Source organism: Listeria valentina (assembly GCF_011800755.1).
Classification (GTDB): Bacteria; Bacillota; Bacilli; order Lactobacillales; family Listeriaceae; genus Listeria; species Listeria valentina.
Genome location: NZ_JAATJW010000019.1, coordinates 1 through 15,219, shown reverse-complemented (window position 1 = coordinate 15,219; position 15,219 = coordinate 1). Strand labels below are relative to the sequence as shown.

General features: G+C 39.5%; 11 protein-coding genes and 5 tRNA genes. 6 read left to right on the top strand and 10 right to left on the bottom strand.

The window, feature by feature from the left end:
• Positions 1–28: 28 nt before the first annotated feature.
• Positions 29–748, bottom strand: coding sequence for a DUF2238 domain-containing protein (locus tag HCK02_RS06470; protein WP_167629291.1), 720 nt, complete (start codon positions 746–748; stop codon positions 29–31).
• A 115-nt stretch (positions 749–863) separates the two neighbouring features.
• Complete coding sequence (locus HCK02_RS06465; RefSeq protein ID WP_036070572.1) at positions 864–1,505, bottom strand: redox-sensing transcriptional repressor Rex; 642 nt, start codon at positions 1,503–1,505, stop codon at positions 864–866.
• Between the two features lie 304 nt (positions 1,506–1,809).
• Here HCK02_RS06465 and HCK02_RS06460 point away from each other — a divergent pair, with 304 nt between their 5' ends.
• A complete protein-coding gene (locus tag HCK02_RS06460) occupies positions 1,810–3,771 on the top strand; it encodes an ABC-F family ATP-binding cassette domain-containing protein (RefSeq protein WP_167629268.1) in 1,962 nt (653 codons plus the stop codon).
• Positions 3,772–3,815: 44 nt separating this feature from the next.
• On the opposite strand, the gene glmS is transcribed toward HCK02_RS06460, so the two are convergent.
• The 8 genes from glmS to HCK02_RS06420 form a co-directional block, all read right to left on the bottom strand.
• Complete coding sequence (gene glmS, locus HCK02_RS06455) at positions 3,816–5,624, bottom strand: glutamine--fructose-6-phosphate transaminase (isomerizing) (protein WP_167629267.1); 1,809 nt, start codon at positions 5,622–5,624, stop codon at positions 3,816–3,818.
• A 413-nt stretch (positions 5,625–6,037) separates the two neighbouring features.
• Positions 6,038–6,865 carry a hypothetical protein gene (locus tag HCK02_RS06450; protein ID WP_167629266.1) on the bottom strand — a complete coding sequence of 276 codons (828 nt, stop codon included), beginning with the start codon at positions 6,863–6,865 and terminating at the stop codon, positions 6,038–6,040.
• Between the two features lie 67 nt (positions 6,866–6,932).
• Positions 6,933–8,285: a phosphoglucosamine mutase gene (glmM, locus tag HCK02_RS06445; RefSeq protein WP_167629265.1), complete on the bottom strand. Its 1,353-nt coding sequence runs from the start codon at positions 8,283–8,285 to the stop codon at positions 6,933–6,935.
• Between the two features lie 191 nt (positions 8,286–8,476).
• Positions 8,477–9,841 (bottom strand): CdaR family protein, encoded by a 1,365-nt coding sequence (locus tag HCK02_RS06440; RefSeq protein WP_167629264.1) that lies wholly within the window; start codon positions 9,839–9,841, stop codon positions 8,477–8,479.
• Complete coding sequence (gene cdaA / locus HCK02_RS06435) at positions 9,838–10,659, bottom strand: diadenylate cyclase CdaA (protein WP_167629263.1); 822 nt, start codon at positions 10,657–10,659, stop codon at positions 9,838–9,840. The genes HCK02_RS06440 and cdaA overlap by 4 nt, the downstream gene beginning before the upstream one ends.
• Before the next feature lie 227 nt (positions 10,660–10,886).
• Complete coding sequence (locus tag HCK02_RS06430; protein WP_167629262.1) at positions 10,887–11,135, bottom strand: hypothetical protein; 249 nt, start codon at positions 11,133–11,135, stop codon at positions 10,887–10,889.
• Positions 11,136–11,319: 184 nt separating this feature from the next.
• Complete coding sequence (locus HCK02_RS06425) at positions 11,320–12,198, bottom strand: arginase family protein (protein ID WP_208970450.1); 879 nt, start codon at positions 12,196–12,198, stop codon at positions 11,320–11,322.
• A 270-nt stretch (positions 12,199–12,468) separates the two neighbouring features.
• Positions 12,469–14,298, bottom strand: coding sequence for an APC family permease (locus tag HCK02_RS06420; protein ID WP_167629260.1), 1,830 nt, complete (start codon positions 14,296–14,298; stop codon positions 12,469–12,471).
• A gap of 279 nt (positions 14,299–14,577) precedes the next feature.
• On the opposite strand from HCK02_RS06420, the gene HCK02_RS06415 reads away from it, so the two are divergent.
• The 5 genes from HCK02_RS06415 to HCK02_RS06395 all read left to right on the top strand — a co-directional run bounded on the left by HCK02_RS06415 (position 14,578) and on the right by HCK02_RS06395 (position 15,064).
• A tRNA-Glu gene (locus tag HCK02_RS06415) sits at positions 14,578–14,649 on the top strand.
• Positions 14,650–14,738: 89 nt separating this feature from the next.
• Positions 14,739–14,812 (top strand) — tRNA-Thr (locus HCK02_RS06410).
• Positions 14,813–14,821: 9 nt separating this feature from the next.
• Positions 14,822–14,905, top strand: a tRNA-Tyr gene (locus tag HCK02_RS06405).
• A gap of 6 nt (positions 14,906–14,911) precedes the next feature.
• Positions 14,912–14,986, top strand: a tRNA-Gln gene (locus HCK02_RS06400).
• 5 nt (positions 14,987–14,991) lie between these two features.
• Positions 14,992–15,064, top strand: a tRNA-Lys gene (locus HCK02_RS06395).
• The last annotated feature ends 155 nt before the right edge of the window (positions 15,065–15,219 follow it).

The following is a 15,219-nucleotide window of genomic DNA, read 5'->3' as shown; positions in this document are numbered from 1 at the left end:
GTTTCCGAGTGGAAACGCGATTTTTTTTTTATTTGTCTTTCTTCCAATTTTTCCGTTTGAAAGTAAATTGCTTCATCCAAGGTAACCCCTTTTTCAGCGCAATATAGCCGATAATTGCAATAACAAGTGCACCTAAAATATCCACGATGATGTCACCCATTGTATCTGCAAGTGCTGCTCGCCCAACATAAGGCGTTCCTCCTGATGTTTCAAATCGTTGCATGTTGAGTCCAAGCAAACCATCAAAGGTGTATTCATAGACTTCCCAAAATGCGCCAAGCGTAACTGCGAAACAAAAAGAAAATACGGCAACAAATCCTGGTTTCATTTTTAAGACAACATTTTCATTGAAATTTAGTAAGCTGACAAAAGAAAAACCAATTGCCCCTAACATCGCACCACTGAAAATATGCAAAATTTTATCCCAATATGGAACGATCGAATAAAATTTTTGAATCGTACCAAGATAAATCGATCCGTAAAGGAAAATAATAAACAGTAAGTACACCAAACCAGGAATTTCAAATTTAAAGCTTCTTGAAAGAATCGACGGCAGTGCCAAGATCAAAATTCCTAAAATAATTTCAACCAATAAGAAGATATAGTCGCTTTGTAAGGTTACTTTTGGGCCGTGTACGGGTTGCTCGACAGGCGCGGTGAAAATTTCAAATACCGTGAAGACAAGTGACACCGCCATTGACGCAAAAATAAATAGCGCCACCCACTGCGTCCAATTCAATTTTTTAATCCAGTTCATTCTTTTGTACCTCCCAATCATTTTAACAAGGCTCTCCGCCTTTCTTTACCCAAAAATAGTCAGAAAAAAACCGACATGATCTTCTCATGCCGGCGCAAAAGCTTTTTTAATTTTTGGAAGGATAGTTTTCCAAGAAATAAATAAGCGTTTGCAGTTCCGTCGTTAAATCGATATGATGAACGCGAACTTGTTTAGGGACACTGATTCTAGCTGGCGTGAAGTTTAAAATCCCTTTCACGTCTGCTTCTACTAGTTTGTCCACCGTTTCCTGAGCTTCATCAGCTGGAACCGTTAAAATGACTACTTCAACTTGATTTTCTTTTAAAATTTCTTCCATATCATTTAAATGATAAATCGGAATTTCTTGCTGTACCGTGCCTACTTTAGCTGGATCTACATCAAATGCCGCGCAAACGCGGATATTATTGTTCTTCATGAAGTTATAGTGAAGCAGAGCCATCCCAAGATTTCCGACTCCGATTATAGCCACATTTGTTTCTTTATCTTGACTTAGCGTTTTACCGAAAAAATCAAGTATGTAAGAAACATTATAGCCGTATCCTTTTTTCCCTAATGCACCAAAGTAAGAAAAATCACGACGAATCGTTGCAGAGTCAACTTTTACAGCCTCACTTAATTCGGCAGAAGAAACACGCTCCTTGCCTGATTCGTAAAGATATTTCAAATAACGATGATAAAGCGGTAAACGCTTCGCCGTCGCCTGCGGGATTTTTGTTGTTTCATCCATATTCTTCATTCGTCCTTTCTACCTTAAAATTCACTTTTTTGACTGCAATTCTGCAGTTAATTTTGTTTGAAACTGTTTTCACTTTCACAATGCTTGCTTTTCTACTATAAACATTTCACAAGTAATGCACAATCTTTTTGCTCAAAAATTTTTAAAAAAAGGACTTAACCGTTTAATTTAAAGGATACTTCTGTTTTATTTTACCGTAAAATCACAAATAAAGCTAACTATTTCACATAATTTTTTTATGTGATTGCATGATATACCGCTTTAAGCTAAACTAATAGAGATGGGAGAGAGAAAAATGATTCTATTACAGGCGCAACAAATTGCAAAATACTTCGGTGCAGAAGTCATTTTAGAAAATATTAAACTCGAAGTGAAAACGAACGACCGGATCGTGCTTGTCGGCCGAAACGGTGCGGGTAAGTCAACGCTTCTAAAAATCCTTGCCGGGCAAATCGGCTATGATGCTGGAACCATTTCACATCCAAAAAATGTTCGAATTGGTTACTTGGCGCAAAATACAGGACTTGAATCTAGCAAAACCATTTGGAATGAAATGCTTGCTGTGTTTGATGACTTGATTGAACTTGAAAAAGAAATTCGTGCGATGGAGCAGCGACTTGCGGATGCAAGTTTATACGAAGATCCTGAGTCTTCCAAGCAAGCTCTTGAAACATATGATAACTTGCAACACCTTTTTAAAGAACGTGGCGGTTACACGTACGAAGCGGAAATTCGCTCAATCCTGAATGGTTTTAAATTTTATCAAGAAGACTATGATAAGCTCGTCTCTTCACTGAGCGGTGGGCAGAAAACTCGGCTCGCGCTCGCCAAATTACTTTTATCGAAGGAAGACTTGCTGATTCTTGATGAACCGACTAACCACCTTGATATCGAAACGCTGGCATGGCTTGAAAATTACTTACAAAACTACTCGGGGGCACTTTTGATCGTGTCGCATGACCGCTATTTTCTCGACAAAGTGGTGAGTCAAGTCTATGAAATCAGCCGTACTAAAATGCAGCATTATCCGGGGAACTACAGCCGTTACTTAATCTTAAAGCAAGAAAAACTAGAACGAGAATGGAAAGAGTTTGAAAAACAACAAACTGAAATTGGAAAACTGGAAGATTTCGTTGCCCGTAATTTGGTTCGCGCTTCAACCACTAAGCGCGCTCAGAGTCGTCGCAAAAAGCTTGAAAAAATCGAACGTCTTGACCGACCTGATGGAGCAGAAAAAGCGGCTCACTTCGGTTTCCAATTTGAACGGGCTTCGGGAAATGATGTTTTGTTTGTCGAAGATCTTTCAATTGGCTATGAAAAAGAAAAAACCATTTCGAAAAATTTGACGTTTGAAATCAAACGCCAAGATAGCATTGCTCTTGTCGGTCCAAACGGAGTTGGAAAGTCAACGCTACTTAAAACGCTGATTCAAGAGCTATCCCCGTTAAGCGGAAGTTTCCGATTCGGGACGGGTGTAAAAATCGGTTACTACGACCAAGAACAAGCAAAACTTTCTTCGAACAAAACCGTGCTCCTTGAACTTTGGGACGACTATCCAGAGCTAGATGAAAAAACCATTCGAACAACGCTTGGTAATTTCCTTTTCTCTGAAGATGATGTTTTAAAACTTGTATCGACATTGAGTGGCGGAGAAAAAGCGCGGCTTGCCCTTGCCAAGCTCACGCTTTTAGGTGCCAATGTGCTGATCCTAGATGAACCGACCAACCATCTTGATATTGATAGTAAAGAAGTTCTTGAAGCTGCTTTAATTGACTTCGCTGGAACGATTCTTTTCGTTTCGCATGACCGCTACTTTATCAATCGAGTAGCTTCCAAAGTTGTTGAACTTAGTTCAGAAGGCGCTCGCGTTTACCTTGGCGATTACGACTACTATCTTGAAAAGCTAGCTTACGAAAAAGAAATCGCTCAACTCGAATTCGAAGAGAAACTTCAAGCGGGACAAATTGAAGAAAAAAGCGTTTCTGGAAGTAAAGAATCCTATCAAAAAAGCAAAGAAAATCAAAAATTGTTCCGCCAGAAAACAAGAAAACTTGCAGAAATTGAAACCGCGATGGAAGATGCTGACGGTAAAATTGCAGAACTTGAACAGCTTTTAACGCAACCTGATGTCTTTAACGACCATGAAAAAACGCTTCAAATTACAGAAGAGCTAGATAGCGTAAAACAAGTAGCCGAAGCACTAATGGAAGACTGGGAAACGCTAAGCGTGGAAATTGAAGCACTGACTGAAGAATAAAAAAACAAGCTCACGGATAATCATCCATGAGCTTGTTTTTTTATTTATTCAACAGTTACACTTTTCGCCAAGTTCCGTGGTTTATCCACATCACAATCCCGGTGAAGTGCTGCATAATAGGCTAGTAGCTGACAAGGAATAACGCTAACAAGTGGTGTTAAAAGTTCGTGTACATGCGGTAAAACAAGCTGATCTCCAGGTTGTTCTAAGCCTTCCATCGCAAATACACAAGCATTTGCCCCACGTGCTAAAACTTCATTGACATTTCCGCGAACGTTCCAATTGATATTTTCTTGCGTAATGAGCGCAAAAACAGGCGTTTCATCTTCAATAAGCGCGATTGTTCCGTGTTTCAACTCACCGCTTGCGAATCCTTCTGTTTGAATATAGGAAATTTCTTTTAACTTAAGAGCTGCTTCCATCGCCACAAAATAGTCAACACTCCGGCCTATGAAGAAAGCATTGCGTGTTGTCGCTAAGAATTCGCCAGCAATATGTTCCACAAGTTCCTTACTCGAAACCATAGCTTCCATAGCTGTTGCTGCAATTCCTAGTTCTGCTACGATATCAAATTGGCTCGCAGCTTCGTTCCCGCGAGTGCGCCCGACTGCTACCGCCAAAACGCTTAACACAGCCACTTGCGCTGTATAAGCTTTCGTTGAGGCTACCGCAATTTCTGGACCAGCATAAAGATACATAGCTTGATCTGCTTCCCGGTCAAGCGTTGATCCCGGCACATTCGTAAGTGTAAGCGTACGATGTCCCATTTCTTTCACCTTCACTAACACTTGGCGGCTATCCGCCGTTTCCCCACTTTGCGTGATAAACAAGAACAACGGATTTTCAGAAAGTAGAGGCATATTATAACCAAATTCACTAGAAATATGAACTTCTACTGGAATTTCAGCCAAACGCTCGATTAATACCTTGCCGACATACCCCGCGTGGCTACTTGTTCCACAAGCGATAATATAAATACGATCGGAAGCAAGAATTTCGTCAAGTATGGCTTGATCAACAGAAATATCTCCCTTTTCACTTTGATAAGACTGGATGATACGGCGCATCACAGCTGGCTGCTCATCGATTTCTTTTAACATATAATGCGGATAAGTTCCTTTTTCGATGTCAGAAGCATCAATAGTTGCTGTAAACGGAGCGCGTTCCACTTCTTCACCATCAAGTGTCTCAATTTTAATTTGATCCCGGCTCAAAATAACAAGTTCTTCATCTGCAATTTCAATAAATTCACTTGTTTCTTTTAATACAGCCATTGAATCACTTGCAATGACATTAAAGCCAGTACCTACGCCAATTAAAAGCGGACTTTTATTTTTAGCTGCAAAAAGTGTTTCTGGCTGCGTTTTGTCGATCACACAAATTGCATAAGAACCATGAAGCAGTTGTAAAGTCTTACGCATGGCTTCACTCGTTTTCATACCTTCTTGCGCAAATTTTTCAATCAGTTGAACGATAACTTCTGTGTCTGTATCGCTTTTGAACTGGGCACCCTCTAAGTAAGTTTCTTTAAGAGCTGCGTAGTTTTCGATAACCCCATTGTGCACAATTACAAACCGTCCCGTTGCACTTTGATGCGGGTGAGCATTCGCTTCACTTGGTTTACCGTGAGTTGCCCAGCGCGTGTGACCAATTCCAACTTCACCAAAAGCTTCACTTCCCACTTTTTTGCGCAAGTCAGCAATCCGTCCTTTTTCTTTGATCACAGTCAACTGTTCATGATCTAGTAAGGCGATTCCCGCCGAATCATAACCGCGATATTCTAATTTTTCAAGTCCATTTAGTAAAATTTCTTTCGCATTATTTCTACCAATATATCCAACAATTCCACACATAACAAAAAGCCTCCAATTAATTTAAGACAGACGAATCCAATTTTCTTACTGCCTTTATTTTTCACGTTTCCTTGGAGGGTGTTCCGCATGTTCTTTAGCGCTCTGTTCAACCAGTCACCTGATTGGTTTGTAGCTAAAGCATAACGACTGCATGCACAGCCGAGAGACTCCCGCCGAATTCTCGATTAATCTCCTCCTCGTCAACTGATTTCAGATAAGCCGGAATTTCACCTGCTTATTTATAGGCTGCAATCAGTTCTGGCGCTTTTATTTACTTGTTAACGATCCTCCTTTTTTCAGTATTCAAGGAAACTTCTCTAAGTTTACAATAAAATGTATATGTCGTCAAGCCTTACAATTAGTCATCTTGCTAAAATTGGTCTATACAAAAAAGAACATAATGCCAGCTGGCATTATGTTCTTTTTTTCCCAACTAATTGAAATATGCCTGAAAGCGAGGCAAATAAAGCCATTAATAAATAGATACCAAAAATACGATTTTCTCCTTCAGCCAGTTTCAAACCATTTTTAGCCGCATAACGCATCCATTCATCAAACCAGATATAATTCATCAAATAAATAAAACCAATTCCCAAAACAAGCCCCGCTAGAAGATAAGAACCTTTTCTGAAAGTGAGAATTGCAGCTACTAAAAGTAAAACAGCACTTAAGCCTAAGATGATCATATCAAAATTTGTATTAAAGCTAAAAGCAACGCTATTCTTTGATGAGTGATTATATTCAAGTATGAGTAAGATAAGCGCCCAAACGGCAAGCCCCGCAGCAAGGAACGCAGTCACGATGCCTGAAATACGCCATTTTGTCTTCCAGTTTTCTGCTTGTAAATCAGCACTAGCAGACGTTCCACCTCGAATGAATAATAAAAAGACAAATAAAAGTATCGATATGACCGTTAAAGTAATGCCAGTATACTCAAATGGGAAGTCATCGCCCCCAAAATTTTCCAACAATTTAAATTGGTAAAAATAGGTTGATAACCCATGGAAAAGTGCGAACGCGAACAAAACCAAAAGGGCTGGAACTCGAATAGGATTTTTCTTTAAAAGTAAAAAGCCAGATCCAAAAAGTAAAATCACAAAAAGCCCCATTACCCACTGATTCCATACGAACGAATTCTCGTCTTCAAAATAACTATAAACCGCACTCAAAAAGCTGTGAAGCTGTGTAAAGCCAAGCATAAAAACAACACTCGCGCTTATTTTTCGAGCTCGCTCTATCATTCTTTCAAATCCTTTCTAAATAAAAACCCCGCTACCGAAAACGCGATAACGGGACTTTGATTAAATTTTATTTATCTAAACCCATTTCATCTTGCACAACAGTTGCAATTTGGTTGCAGTAACTTTCTGTTTCCTCTGCTGTTTTAGCTTCTACCATAACACGTACAAGCGGCTCAGTTCCAGAAGGCCGAACAAGTACACGGCCATTTCCTGCCATTTCATTTTCAACTGCTTCGATCGCAGCATGAACTTTCGGATTATCTGTTACAGCGTGCTTATCTGTTACACGAATGTTCACGAGCTTTTGCGGGTAAGTTTGCATCTCACTAGCAAGTTCAGAAAGCTTTTTACCAGTTGCTTTCATCACGTTGATCAACTGAATCCCAGAAAGCAACCCATCACCTGTTGTATTATGATCAAGGAAAACAATATGTCCAGATTGCTCGCCACCAAGATTATAGTTGCCATTTCGCATAGCTTCGACCACATAACGGTCTCCAACAGCTGTTTGCACATCGTGAATTTGCAGCTCCTCTAAACCTTTATAAAAGCCTAGATTACTCATCACAGTCGAAACAACAGTACTTTGTTTTAAAAGACCTTGTTCATTTAAATATTTCGCGCAGATGAACATAATTTTATCTCCATCCACAATTGTTCCATTTTCATCAACTGCAATCACGCGGTCACCGTCACCATCAAAAGCAAGCCCTACATCTGCTCCTTTTTCTTTTAAGAAAGCAGCTAATGCTTCGGGGTGAGTTGAACCTACGCCGTCATTAATATTCAAGCCATCAGGTGAAGCGCCCATAGAAACAGTATCTGCTTCTAAGTCTGCAAACAAATGCGTTGCTAGGCTGGACGTAGCTCCATTTGCACAATCAAGTGCCACTAACAAGCCTTCAAAACTTTGATCGACCGTTTGTTTTAGGAATTGTAAATATTTCTGTTTACCTTCAAAATAATCGCTCACTGTTCCAAGTCCTTCAGCGCTTGGACGAGGTAAGTCATCTTTTTCTTGATCTAGCAATGCCTCGATTTCAAGTTCTTGATCGTCCGAAAGTTTGAAACCATCAGATCCGAAAAATTTAATTCCATTATCTTGTACTGGATTGTGTGAAGCAGAAATCATGACACTTGCCGAAGCGCCTTGTGCTGTTGTTAAGTAAGCGACACCCGGTGTAGAAATCACACCAAGACGCATAACTTCTATGCCAACAGAAACGAGTCCAGAAATAAGTGCCGATTCGAGCATTTCCCCCGAAATTCGTGTATCACGTGCCACGAGTACTCGAGGATGTTCTCCTACATGACGTGTTAACACATAACCGCCCATACGTCCCAATCGGAAAGCCAGTTCAGGTGACAATTCTTCATTAGCAACTCCTCGAACTCCATCTGTTCCAAAATATTTACCCATTATTAATTCTCTCCTTCTATTCAAAGAAACATTAAAATCCAATTTTCTACTGCTTAAAGTCAAGCAAAATTTTTCTTTCTCTTAACTAACAAAATTCACTGCAGTTTACATTATACCTTTTTTACAAGAAAAATTCATCTAAAGTCTAAAACATCGCTTCAAAAGTCAACATTTGACTTGTTCTTTGTATTTTATTCTTCATTTTTTTCTTCAATGTTAAAAATGGCCGTACTTGTGGATATTGAATAAGTAACCCCTCTTGGGAGTCCCCCGACTTCAATTCTTGCACTGTAGCGTCCAACTGTTGCATTGGCTAAATTCGCCGTTACACTTACATTAGAAGAGTTAAGATCGCTCAGTAAGCTGTTTTTCCCGTATAATGTCAGATTAACTTTACTGTTTGTCGGTGAGATAAGAGTTGCGGTTAAATTTGCTGGCAAAGACTGCGCAGAAATATTGTGTCCTGACAAGGTCTTCGAAGACTCTGCATCTTCTTGATTATTTTCTTGACCTGAATCATCTTGTTCATCCGTACTAGCATTTGAATTATCGCCTTCAGTCCCCTCATTACTATTTTCATTTGAGGAAGCCTTGCTGCCATCAGACTTTTTTGCTGTCTTAATCCTCACTTCAATAGAAGAAGGCTGCACAGCTTCCGCTCCACTTGGAACTGGAATAGTGACTTCTTTTACTGTATCTGCAGTTAAATTGGCCACTGGCACATTAACGGTAATTTGATCAATATTTTTTAGTGCATCATCGTCGCCGATAACGACAACCTCGTCTTGATCTGCTGTCATACTTTGGATGGAAATATTATCTGGCAAATTGCCTTCCGCTTTTAATTTAAGTGGAACGGACTTCCCCACCTTGCTCACCGGAACTTTCACTTTCACTTTTTGCGGACTGATTTCGACATCTAATTTATTTAAGTTTCGATCAAACGCCGAAACGGTCGCTTCGGCCTCAAAGTCATCCTTATGTTTCTTGCTATCATCTACATTTGCTTTAACATACGCGATTTCTTCCACCGTGTCTTTTGCGCCGGTAATAGAAACTTTACCAGGACTAATTTTGATATTTCCTGCTGTGTAGCCACTTGCAATCGCATTACTACTTAGTTCTGCATCGACCGAAAACTTCTTCGTTACTTTTTCCTGCACGTTCACTTTTATCGTTTGCGGACTAATTGTGGCTTTTAAACGATTCGAAAGGTTTTTGATTTTTAATTTCACATTTTTTTCACCGATCGAGGCGTTCCGTAAGTCTGCATATACTTTGAAGTCCTGCTGTGCTTTTGTATTTTGCACAATACTTCTCGGACCACTAATCGTAACCGATACCGTTTCAGGAAGTCCAGAGACATAAAGGTTCTTTTTGTCATAATAAACTTCTACAGGGACGTTTTGAATGACCTCTGTATCATTTTGTGTGGTAGTTTGGAATGTTCCTCCACTATTTTTATTATCTGTATTCACAGAAGTAAACAAAATGGCTGCTAACAAAAGCGCAACAATGCGAATCGACCATTTATTATTTAAAATTCGATCCATCATTTTTTACCGCCTCCTAGCCACTTAGAAAAGAAGGTTGTCTTTTTCTCTGGTAATTTTACAAGCTCTTGTTCAAGAATTTCTTTTAAGCGTTCCTCTGAAACATCTCGAAACAGTTCGCCACTCTTTGTTACAGAAATTCCGCCCGTTTCCTCTGAAACAACAACGGTTAAACTGTCTGTGACTTCACTAATTCCAAGTGCCGCCCGGTGTCTCGTTCCAAGTTCTTTGGATAAGTACGGGCTATCCGAAAGAGGCAAATAGCTTGCTGCTGAAGCAATTTCGTTTCCCTTAATAATAACAGCCCCATCGTGAAGCGGTGTATTCGGAATAAAAATATTAATTAGCAATTGTGAAGAAACATGGGCATGCAGCGGAATCCCTGTTTCAATGTAATCTTCCATCCCCGTATCTTTCGCAATTGAAATAAGCGCGCCAATCCGCCTTTTTGACATATATTTGGTTGAATCAATGATCGCATCCACAATTTGATGCTGTTCTTTTTCAATTCGCGAACCAATTCGTATAAAAATATTTCCTCGTCCAAGTGTTTCAAGAGCCCGTCGTAACTCAGGTTGGAAAATAATGATAATCGCCAGAAATCCCCATGTTAGCGCTTGATCTGTGATCCACTCTACTGTTTGAAGACCGAGGAAGCTACTGATGATTTTCACCGCGATAATAATGAAAATTCCTTTTAACAGTTGAACAGCTTTCGTTCCGCGGATGAGCATGATCAGCTTATAGATTACAAACCAAACAACAAGAATATCTATGATGTTTGCAAGATAATGTAGCATTGAAATGTTTGAAAAGCTCATCTTTTCGCCTCCGTCTTTTTTAGGCAAACCTGCCTAGGTAATTACAAACCATCCGACAACATTCGGACAGATTCACTTTTATCATTGTATCACAAAAGCTTTCTAACAACGATTAATATCACATGAGAAATGAAGAAGAATTTACTTTCCTTGCGCGAAATCTTTACAGTGGTTCTTTCAAGAATATAAAAAGCACCCTCTTCAAAATCCGAGGATGCTTTTACTTTTTAAATTTCATGATATTGCGTTTTTAAATCCTTTTTAGGTGTTCTTTTTTTCTTATCATCTGTAGCAAAATGAACAACAAAACAAAATAGCTGATGCAAAGAACCGATTATACCACCGGCAACACAAGCGACAAGCCCTATTGTTAGGAAATCAAGTACTGGGAAAGTAATGCCATTTGTTCCAGCAACGCCAAGTATGAAAACAACAATCATGGGTATAATATAATAACGAATATCCAGATTTGACATCTCGCGCACTCCTCACCTTCCAAATTACTTCAAATTCCTTCACGAACTTGTCTTCTATTACAAGTATACGACCTGTAGTTCCTAATTTCAAGGCATTTTTTCAAGTTCACAAAATTGTCAAGTTTCGCGAAATCAAAGTAACTTTCCTACAGAATTTTTTGCCCTTCTTTTTGTCTTTTTCAGACTAAATTTTTAGCTTTCTTTCATCTACTAAAGTCCGTGCTTTAAAATAAATTTCGAACAACCTAGCCATAAATTTAGCGGATTTATTCCCCTCGTCTCGGAGCGGGTTTAACCCTGCAATCATGATTGTTGAAAAAGAGCTCTCCTCCGCCATGACACGCATGAAATAAGCAATCTCCCTATAAGTAAGTCCACCAAATGATGACTGATTTACTCCCGGAACAAACACTGGATCCATCGCGCTAGCACTCAGCAATAAATGAACTTCCGTATTTTTTTCGTGTACCCAAGCAAGCAGCCTCAAAATGACTTCTTCAAAGCCCAAATTTTCAATATCTGTCAAACCAAAATACTGAATACCCGTTTTCTCAAAGAAAGATTTTTCCTTTTCAAGTTCTCGTTTAGCGCTCAAAACACAAAAGTGCGCAGGTTTTATCTTCAAGTCTGCTGTATCCAAACACTCTTCTTCAAAAAGTTTTTTTAAAATCCCAAGATAAGAGTCAAAAAAATCCGTTTGCATCGGTGCATCAAGAACAACGTAAACGCTTTCTTTATTTTGTTTCTGCGTAGCGTCAAGAAGTAGCAGTGCATTCCACTCATCTCCAGCAAGAACAAGAGAAGTGTCTACTTGTCGAAGCATTCCTTCAAGCAGCCCTGCTTGACTTAACATTTTGTTTGTAATCGCTTTCAAGTCAAGGCTTAAAAAAAGCATTTCTTCCATATAGACATCCAAGTTCTTAAAATCGTAAAGCTCGATTTCCAAGTTTGCGAGTTGCTCCAAAATCCCCGTGTAACGAATCGCAAAAGGAGCTAATGCGGTTCCTTGTCGCTGATTCGAAAAAACCCAAGGAATTCCAAATATCCCTACTTTCTGCATCATTCATCCACCTATTCTCTATTTATTCATAACAGATTCATTTTACCACGCTTCTACATAAAAAGAAAAAATTTCGGTTAATTGCCAAAATTGATTTTTTATATAAAAAAAGACTTAAAAAAAGCGTATTTTCCTATTAGGAAAATACGCTTTTGAAACAAAGTTTAGTTATGAAAATGACATAGTTCCTTTTTTACAGGTACGCTTGCTTTTGTTAAGCTTGCTTCATTCCAATAACGAATTAGAAAAAAGTTCCCCCGTTTTAATTCACATTCATTCCTTTAAGTGATACGGATAAGTAGCTACAACAACATCGCGTTGCATCATCAACCTTGTTCGAATCATTAAACTCGTTTGGTTATGCAGTAAGTTTTGCCAACCTTTTTTAGGAATGAATTGAGGAATAAGCACAGTTAATGAATAGTTATCGTGATCCGCTTTTTGTTTAGCTGTATCGATAAACTTCATCAGCGGTTCAGAAATCGAACGATAGGTCGAATAAAGATGAGCAACACGGACCTCAGGATGAATTCGATTCCACCTCTCGACGAATTCTTTTCCCTGCATCCGATCAATCGAGACATGGACCGCGATAACTGTGTCCCCAATGGATTTTGCATATTTAAGTGCACCTTCTACTACCTTTGTTGTATCAGAAACGGCTACAATCACAACATTTCCTTTAAAATCAGAAACATCAATATCCATCGATTCATCTACTCGAAGTTGCCGTTTTAATTTCATATAGTGGCTTCTTGTCCGGTGAAAAACAAAAATCATAATCGGCAAGAAAACGAAAACTGGCCACACTGATTCGATCCGCGTAAGGAATAAAACAATGAGTACTGTGAAAGAAATAGTCGCCCCTAGTAGATTGGCAGCCAGTTTTTTATGCCAACCTTCTGAGCGTTCTTTCCACCACTTGATAATCATCCCGGTTTGCGAAAGCGTGAACGGAATAAACACCCCTACGGAGTAAAGCGGAACAAGTAATTCTGTTTTCCCTTTGAATAAAATGATGAGTAAAATCGAGCCGACAGCAAGCGTAATGATACCGTTTGAGTAGCCGAGCCGATCCCCTCTTGCCAAATACATGCGCGGCATATATTTATCTTTCGCGAGGTTAAACGCCAGAAGCGGAAAAGCAGAAAATCCCGTGTTAGCCGCGAGCACTAAAATTAGTGCAGTCGTTGCTTGAATAAAGTAAAACATGAAATTTCTACCAAAAACATTTTCCGCAATCTGTGAAAGAACAGTTACTTTGAGTTCTGGCATGGTTCCATAAACGAAAGCAAGCACAGTAATTCCAAGGAAAAAGAATCCTAAAATCGTTGCCATAATCGTCAGTGTTTTAGCAGCATTTTTGGCTTGCGGTTTTTTAAAGAGCGGTACGGCATTAGAAATCGCTTCAATCCCTGTTAATGAAGCTGATCCAGATGCAAAAGCTCTTAATAATAGAAACAGAGTCACACCTTGCACGTGCGTACCAATGGATGCTGTTTCGTGTGTGGCGTCCATCCCCAAAAGGACCTTAATGATTCCTGTTAAAATAAGCACAACAATGGAAAAGACAAAAAGGTAAACTGGAATGGCTAAAATACTAGCAGACTCCGTGATGCCCCGTAAATTGATGATCGTGACAACGATCACGAGAAAAACGGCAAGCGGTACGGCGAAAGGATAAAGCGAAGGAACAGCAGAGATGATCGCATCTGTTCCTGAAGAAATACTAACTGCAACCGTCAGCATATAATCTACAAGAAGTGAACCACCGGCCACAAGTCCAGCATTTTTCCCGAGATTCTCTCGCGAAACTACGTAAGCCCCACCACCGTGTGGATATGAATGAATGATTTGTTTATAAGAAAGATTTAATGCAAATAAAAGAACCAATACGCAAAGTGCGATTGGAATCGAATACCACATTGCAGCTGCACTCACAGTAACTAAAACAAGCAAAATTTGTTCTGTTCCATATGCAATGGAGGATAGTGCATCTGACGAAAGCACAGCTAAAGCTTTTAGTTTCCCTAATTTTTGTTCTCCTGCTTCTGAGCTTTTAAGCGGGCGCCCAATGAGTAGTCTTTTTAAAGGCGATGCCAATTTCATTCCCTACCTTTTTTTGAATTTCGTACAACAAGCTATACAATATCACACATTATAGCACAGGGCTCAACCAATATGTGCAACTTTTTATTACAAATCGAATACAGCTTGATGTTAACAGCATTACGACCGGAAACTTGGCTGAAATTGATCCTCGCATACTTCTTATTTGGTGAGGTCTTATTTTCAGAAAAAAAAAACTTTATTTTAACTATTTACAAATGCCGTGACAGTTTATATAATAGTTTTTGGCTGTGAAATTTCTTTTCAAAGTTTGGCCCGTTGGTCAAGCGGTTAAGACACCGCCCTTTCACGGCGGTAACACGGGTTCGAATCCCGTACGGGTCATCAAAGCCCAGTTCTTTTCTTCGAAAAAACTGGCATTATTTTAAAAAATGTTATACTATAATAAAGTGACGTTTCACTTGGTATAACATGCCGACTTAGCTCAATCTGGTAGAGCAACTGAATCGTAATCAGTAGGTTGCGGGTTCAATTCCTGCAGTCGGCACTTTATATAGGAGGAGTAGCGAAGTGGCTAAACGCGGCGGACTGTAAATCCGCTCCTTCGGGTTCAGTGGTTCGAATCCACTCTCCTCCACCAGTTTATTGGGCTATAGCCAAGCGGTAAGGCAACGGATTTTGATTCCGTCATGCGCTGGTTCGAATCCAGCTAGCCCAGCCATTAATGAGCCATTAGCTCAGTTGGTAGAGCATCTGACTTTTAATCAGAGGGTCGGTGGTTCGAGCCCACCATGGCTCATCAAAAGGATGAAAGAGAACTTCTCTTTCATCCTTTTTTCTTGCCTAATATGCTATAATTTTAAAAAAACAATCGACTGAAAGTCTAGTGGTAATAAGTCAAGCTGAACTTTTAAATTATTTTCAAGGAAAAACTAATTTTTGAGCGCACTGAAC

Excerpts from the sequence above, each read along its gene's own strand:
- HCK02_RS06440 (WP_167629264.1), bottom strand. The coding sequence starts at position 9,841 with ATGATGGATCGAATTTTAAATAATAAATGGTCGATTCGCATTGTTGCG.
- HCK02_RS06425 (WP_208970450.1), bottom strand. The coding sequence starts at position 12,198 with ATGATGCAGAAAGTAGGGATATTTGGAATTCCTTGGGTTTTTTCGAAT.
- HCK02_RS06460 (WP_167629268.1), top strand. The coding sequence starts at position 1,810 with ATGATTCTATTACAGGCGCAACAAATTGCAAAATACTTCGGTGCAGAA.
- glmM (WP_167629265.1), bottom strand. The coding sequence starts at position 8,285 with ATGGGTAAATATTTTGGAACAGATGGAGTTCGAGGAGTTGCTAATGAA.
- HCK02_RS06430 (WP_167629262.1), bottom strand. The coding sequence starts at position 11,135 with ATGTCAAATCTGGATATTCGTTATTATATTATACCCATGATTGTTGTT.
- cdaA (WP_167629263.1), bottom strand. The coding sequence starts at position 10,659 with ATGAGCTTTTCAAACATTTCAATGCTACATTATCTTGCAAACATCATA.
- HCK02_RS06465 (WP_036070572.1), bottom strand. The coding sequence starts at position 1,505 with ATGGATGAAACAACAAAAATCCCGCAGGCGACGGCGAAGCGTTTACCG.
- HCK02_RS06450 (WP_167629266.1), bottom strand. The coding sequence starts at position 6,865 with ATGATAGAGCGAGCTCGAAAAATAAGCGCGAGTGTTGTTTTTATGCTT.
- glmS (WP_167629267.1), bottom strand. The coding sequence starts at position 5,624 with ATGTGTGGAATTGTTGGATATATTGGTAGAAATAATGCGAAAGAAATT.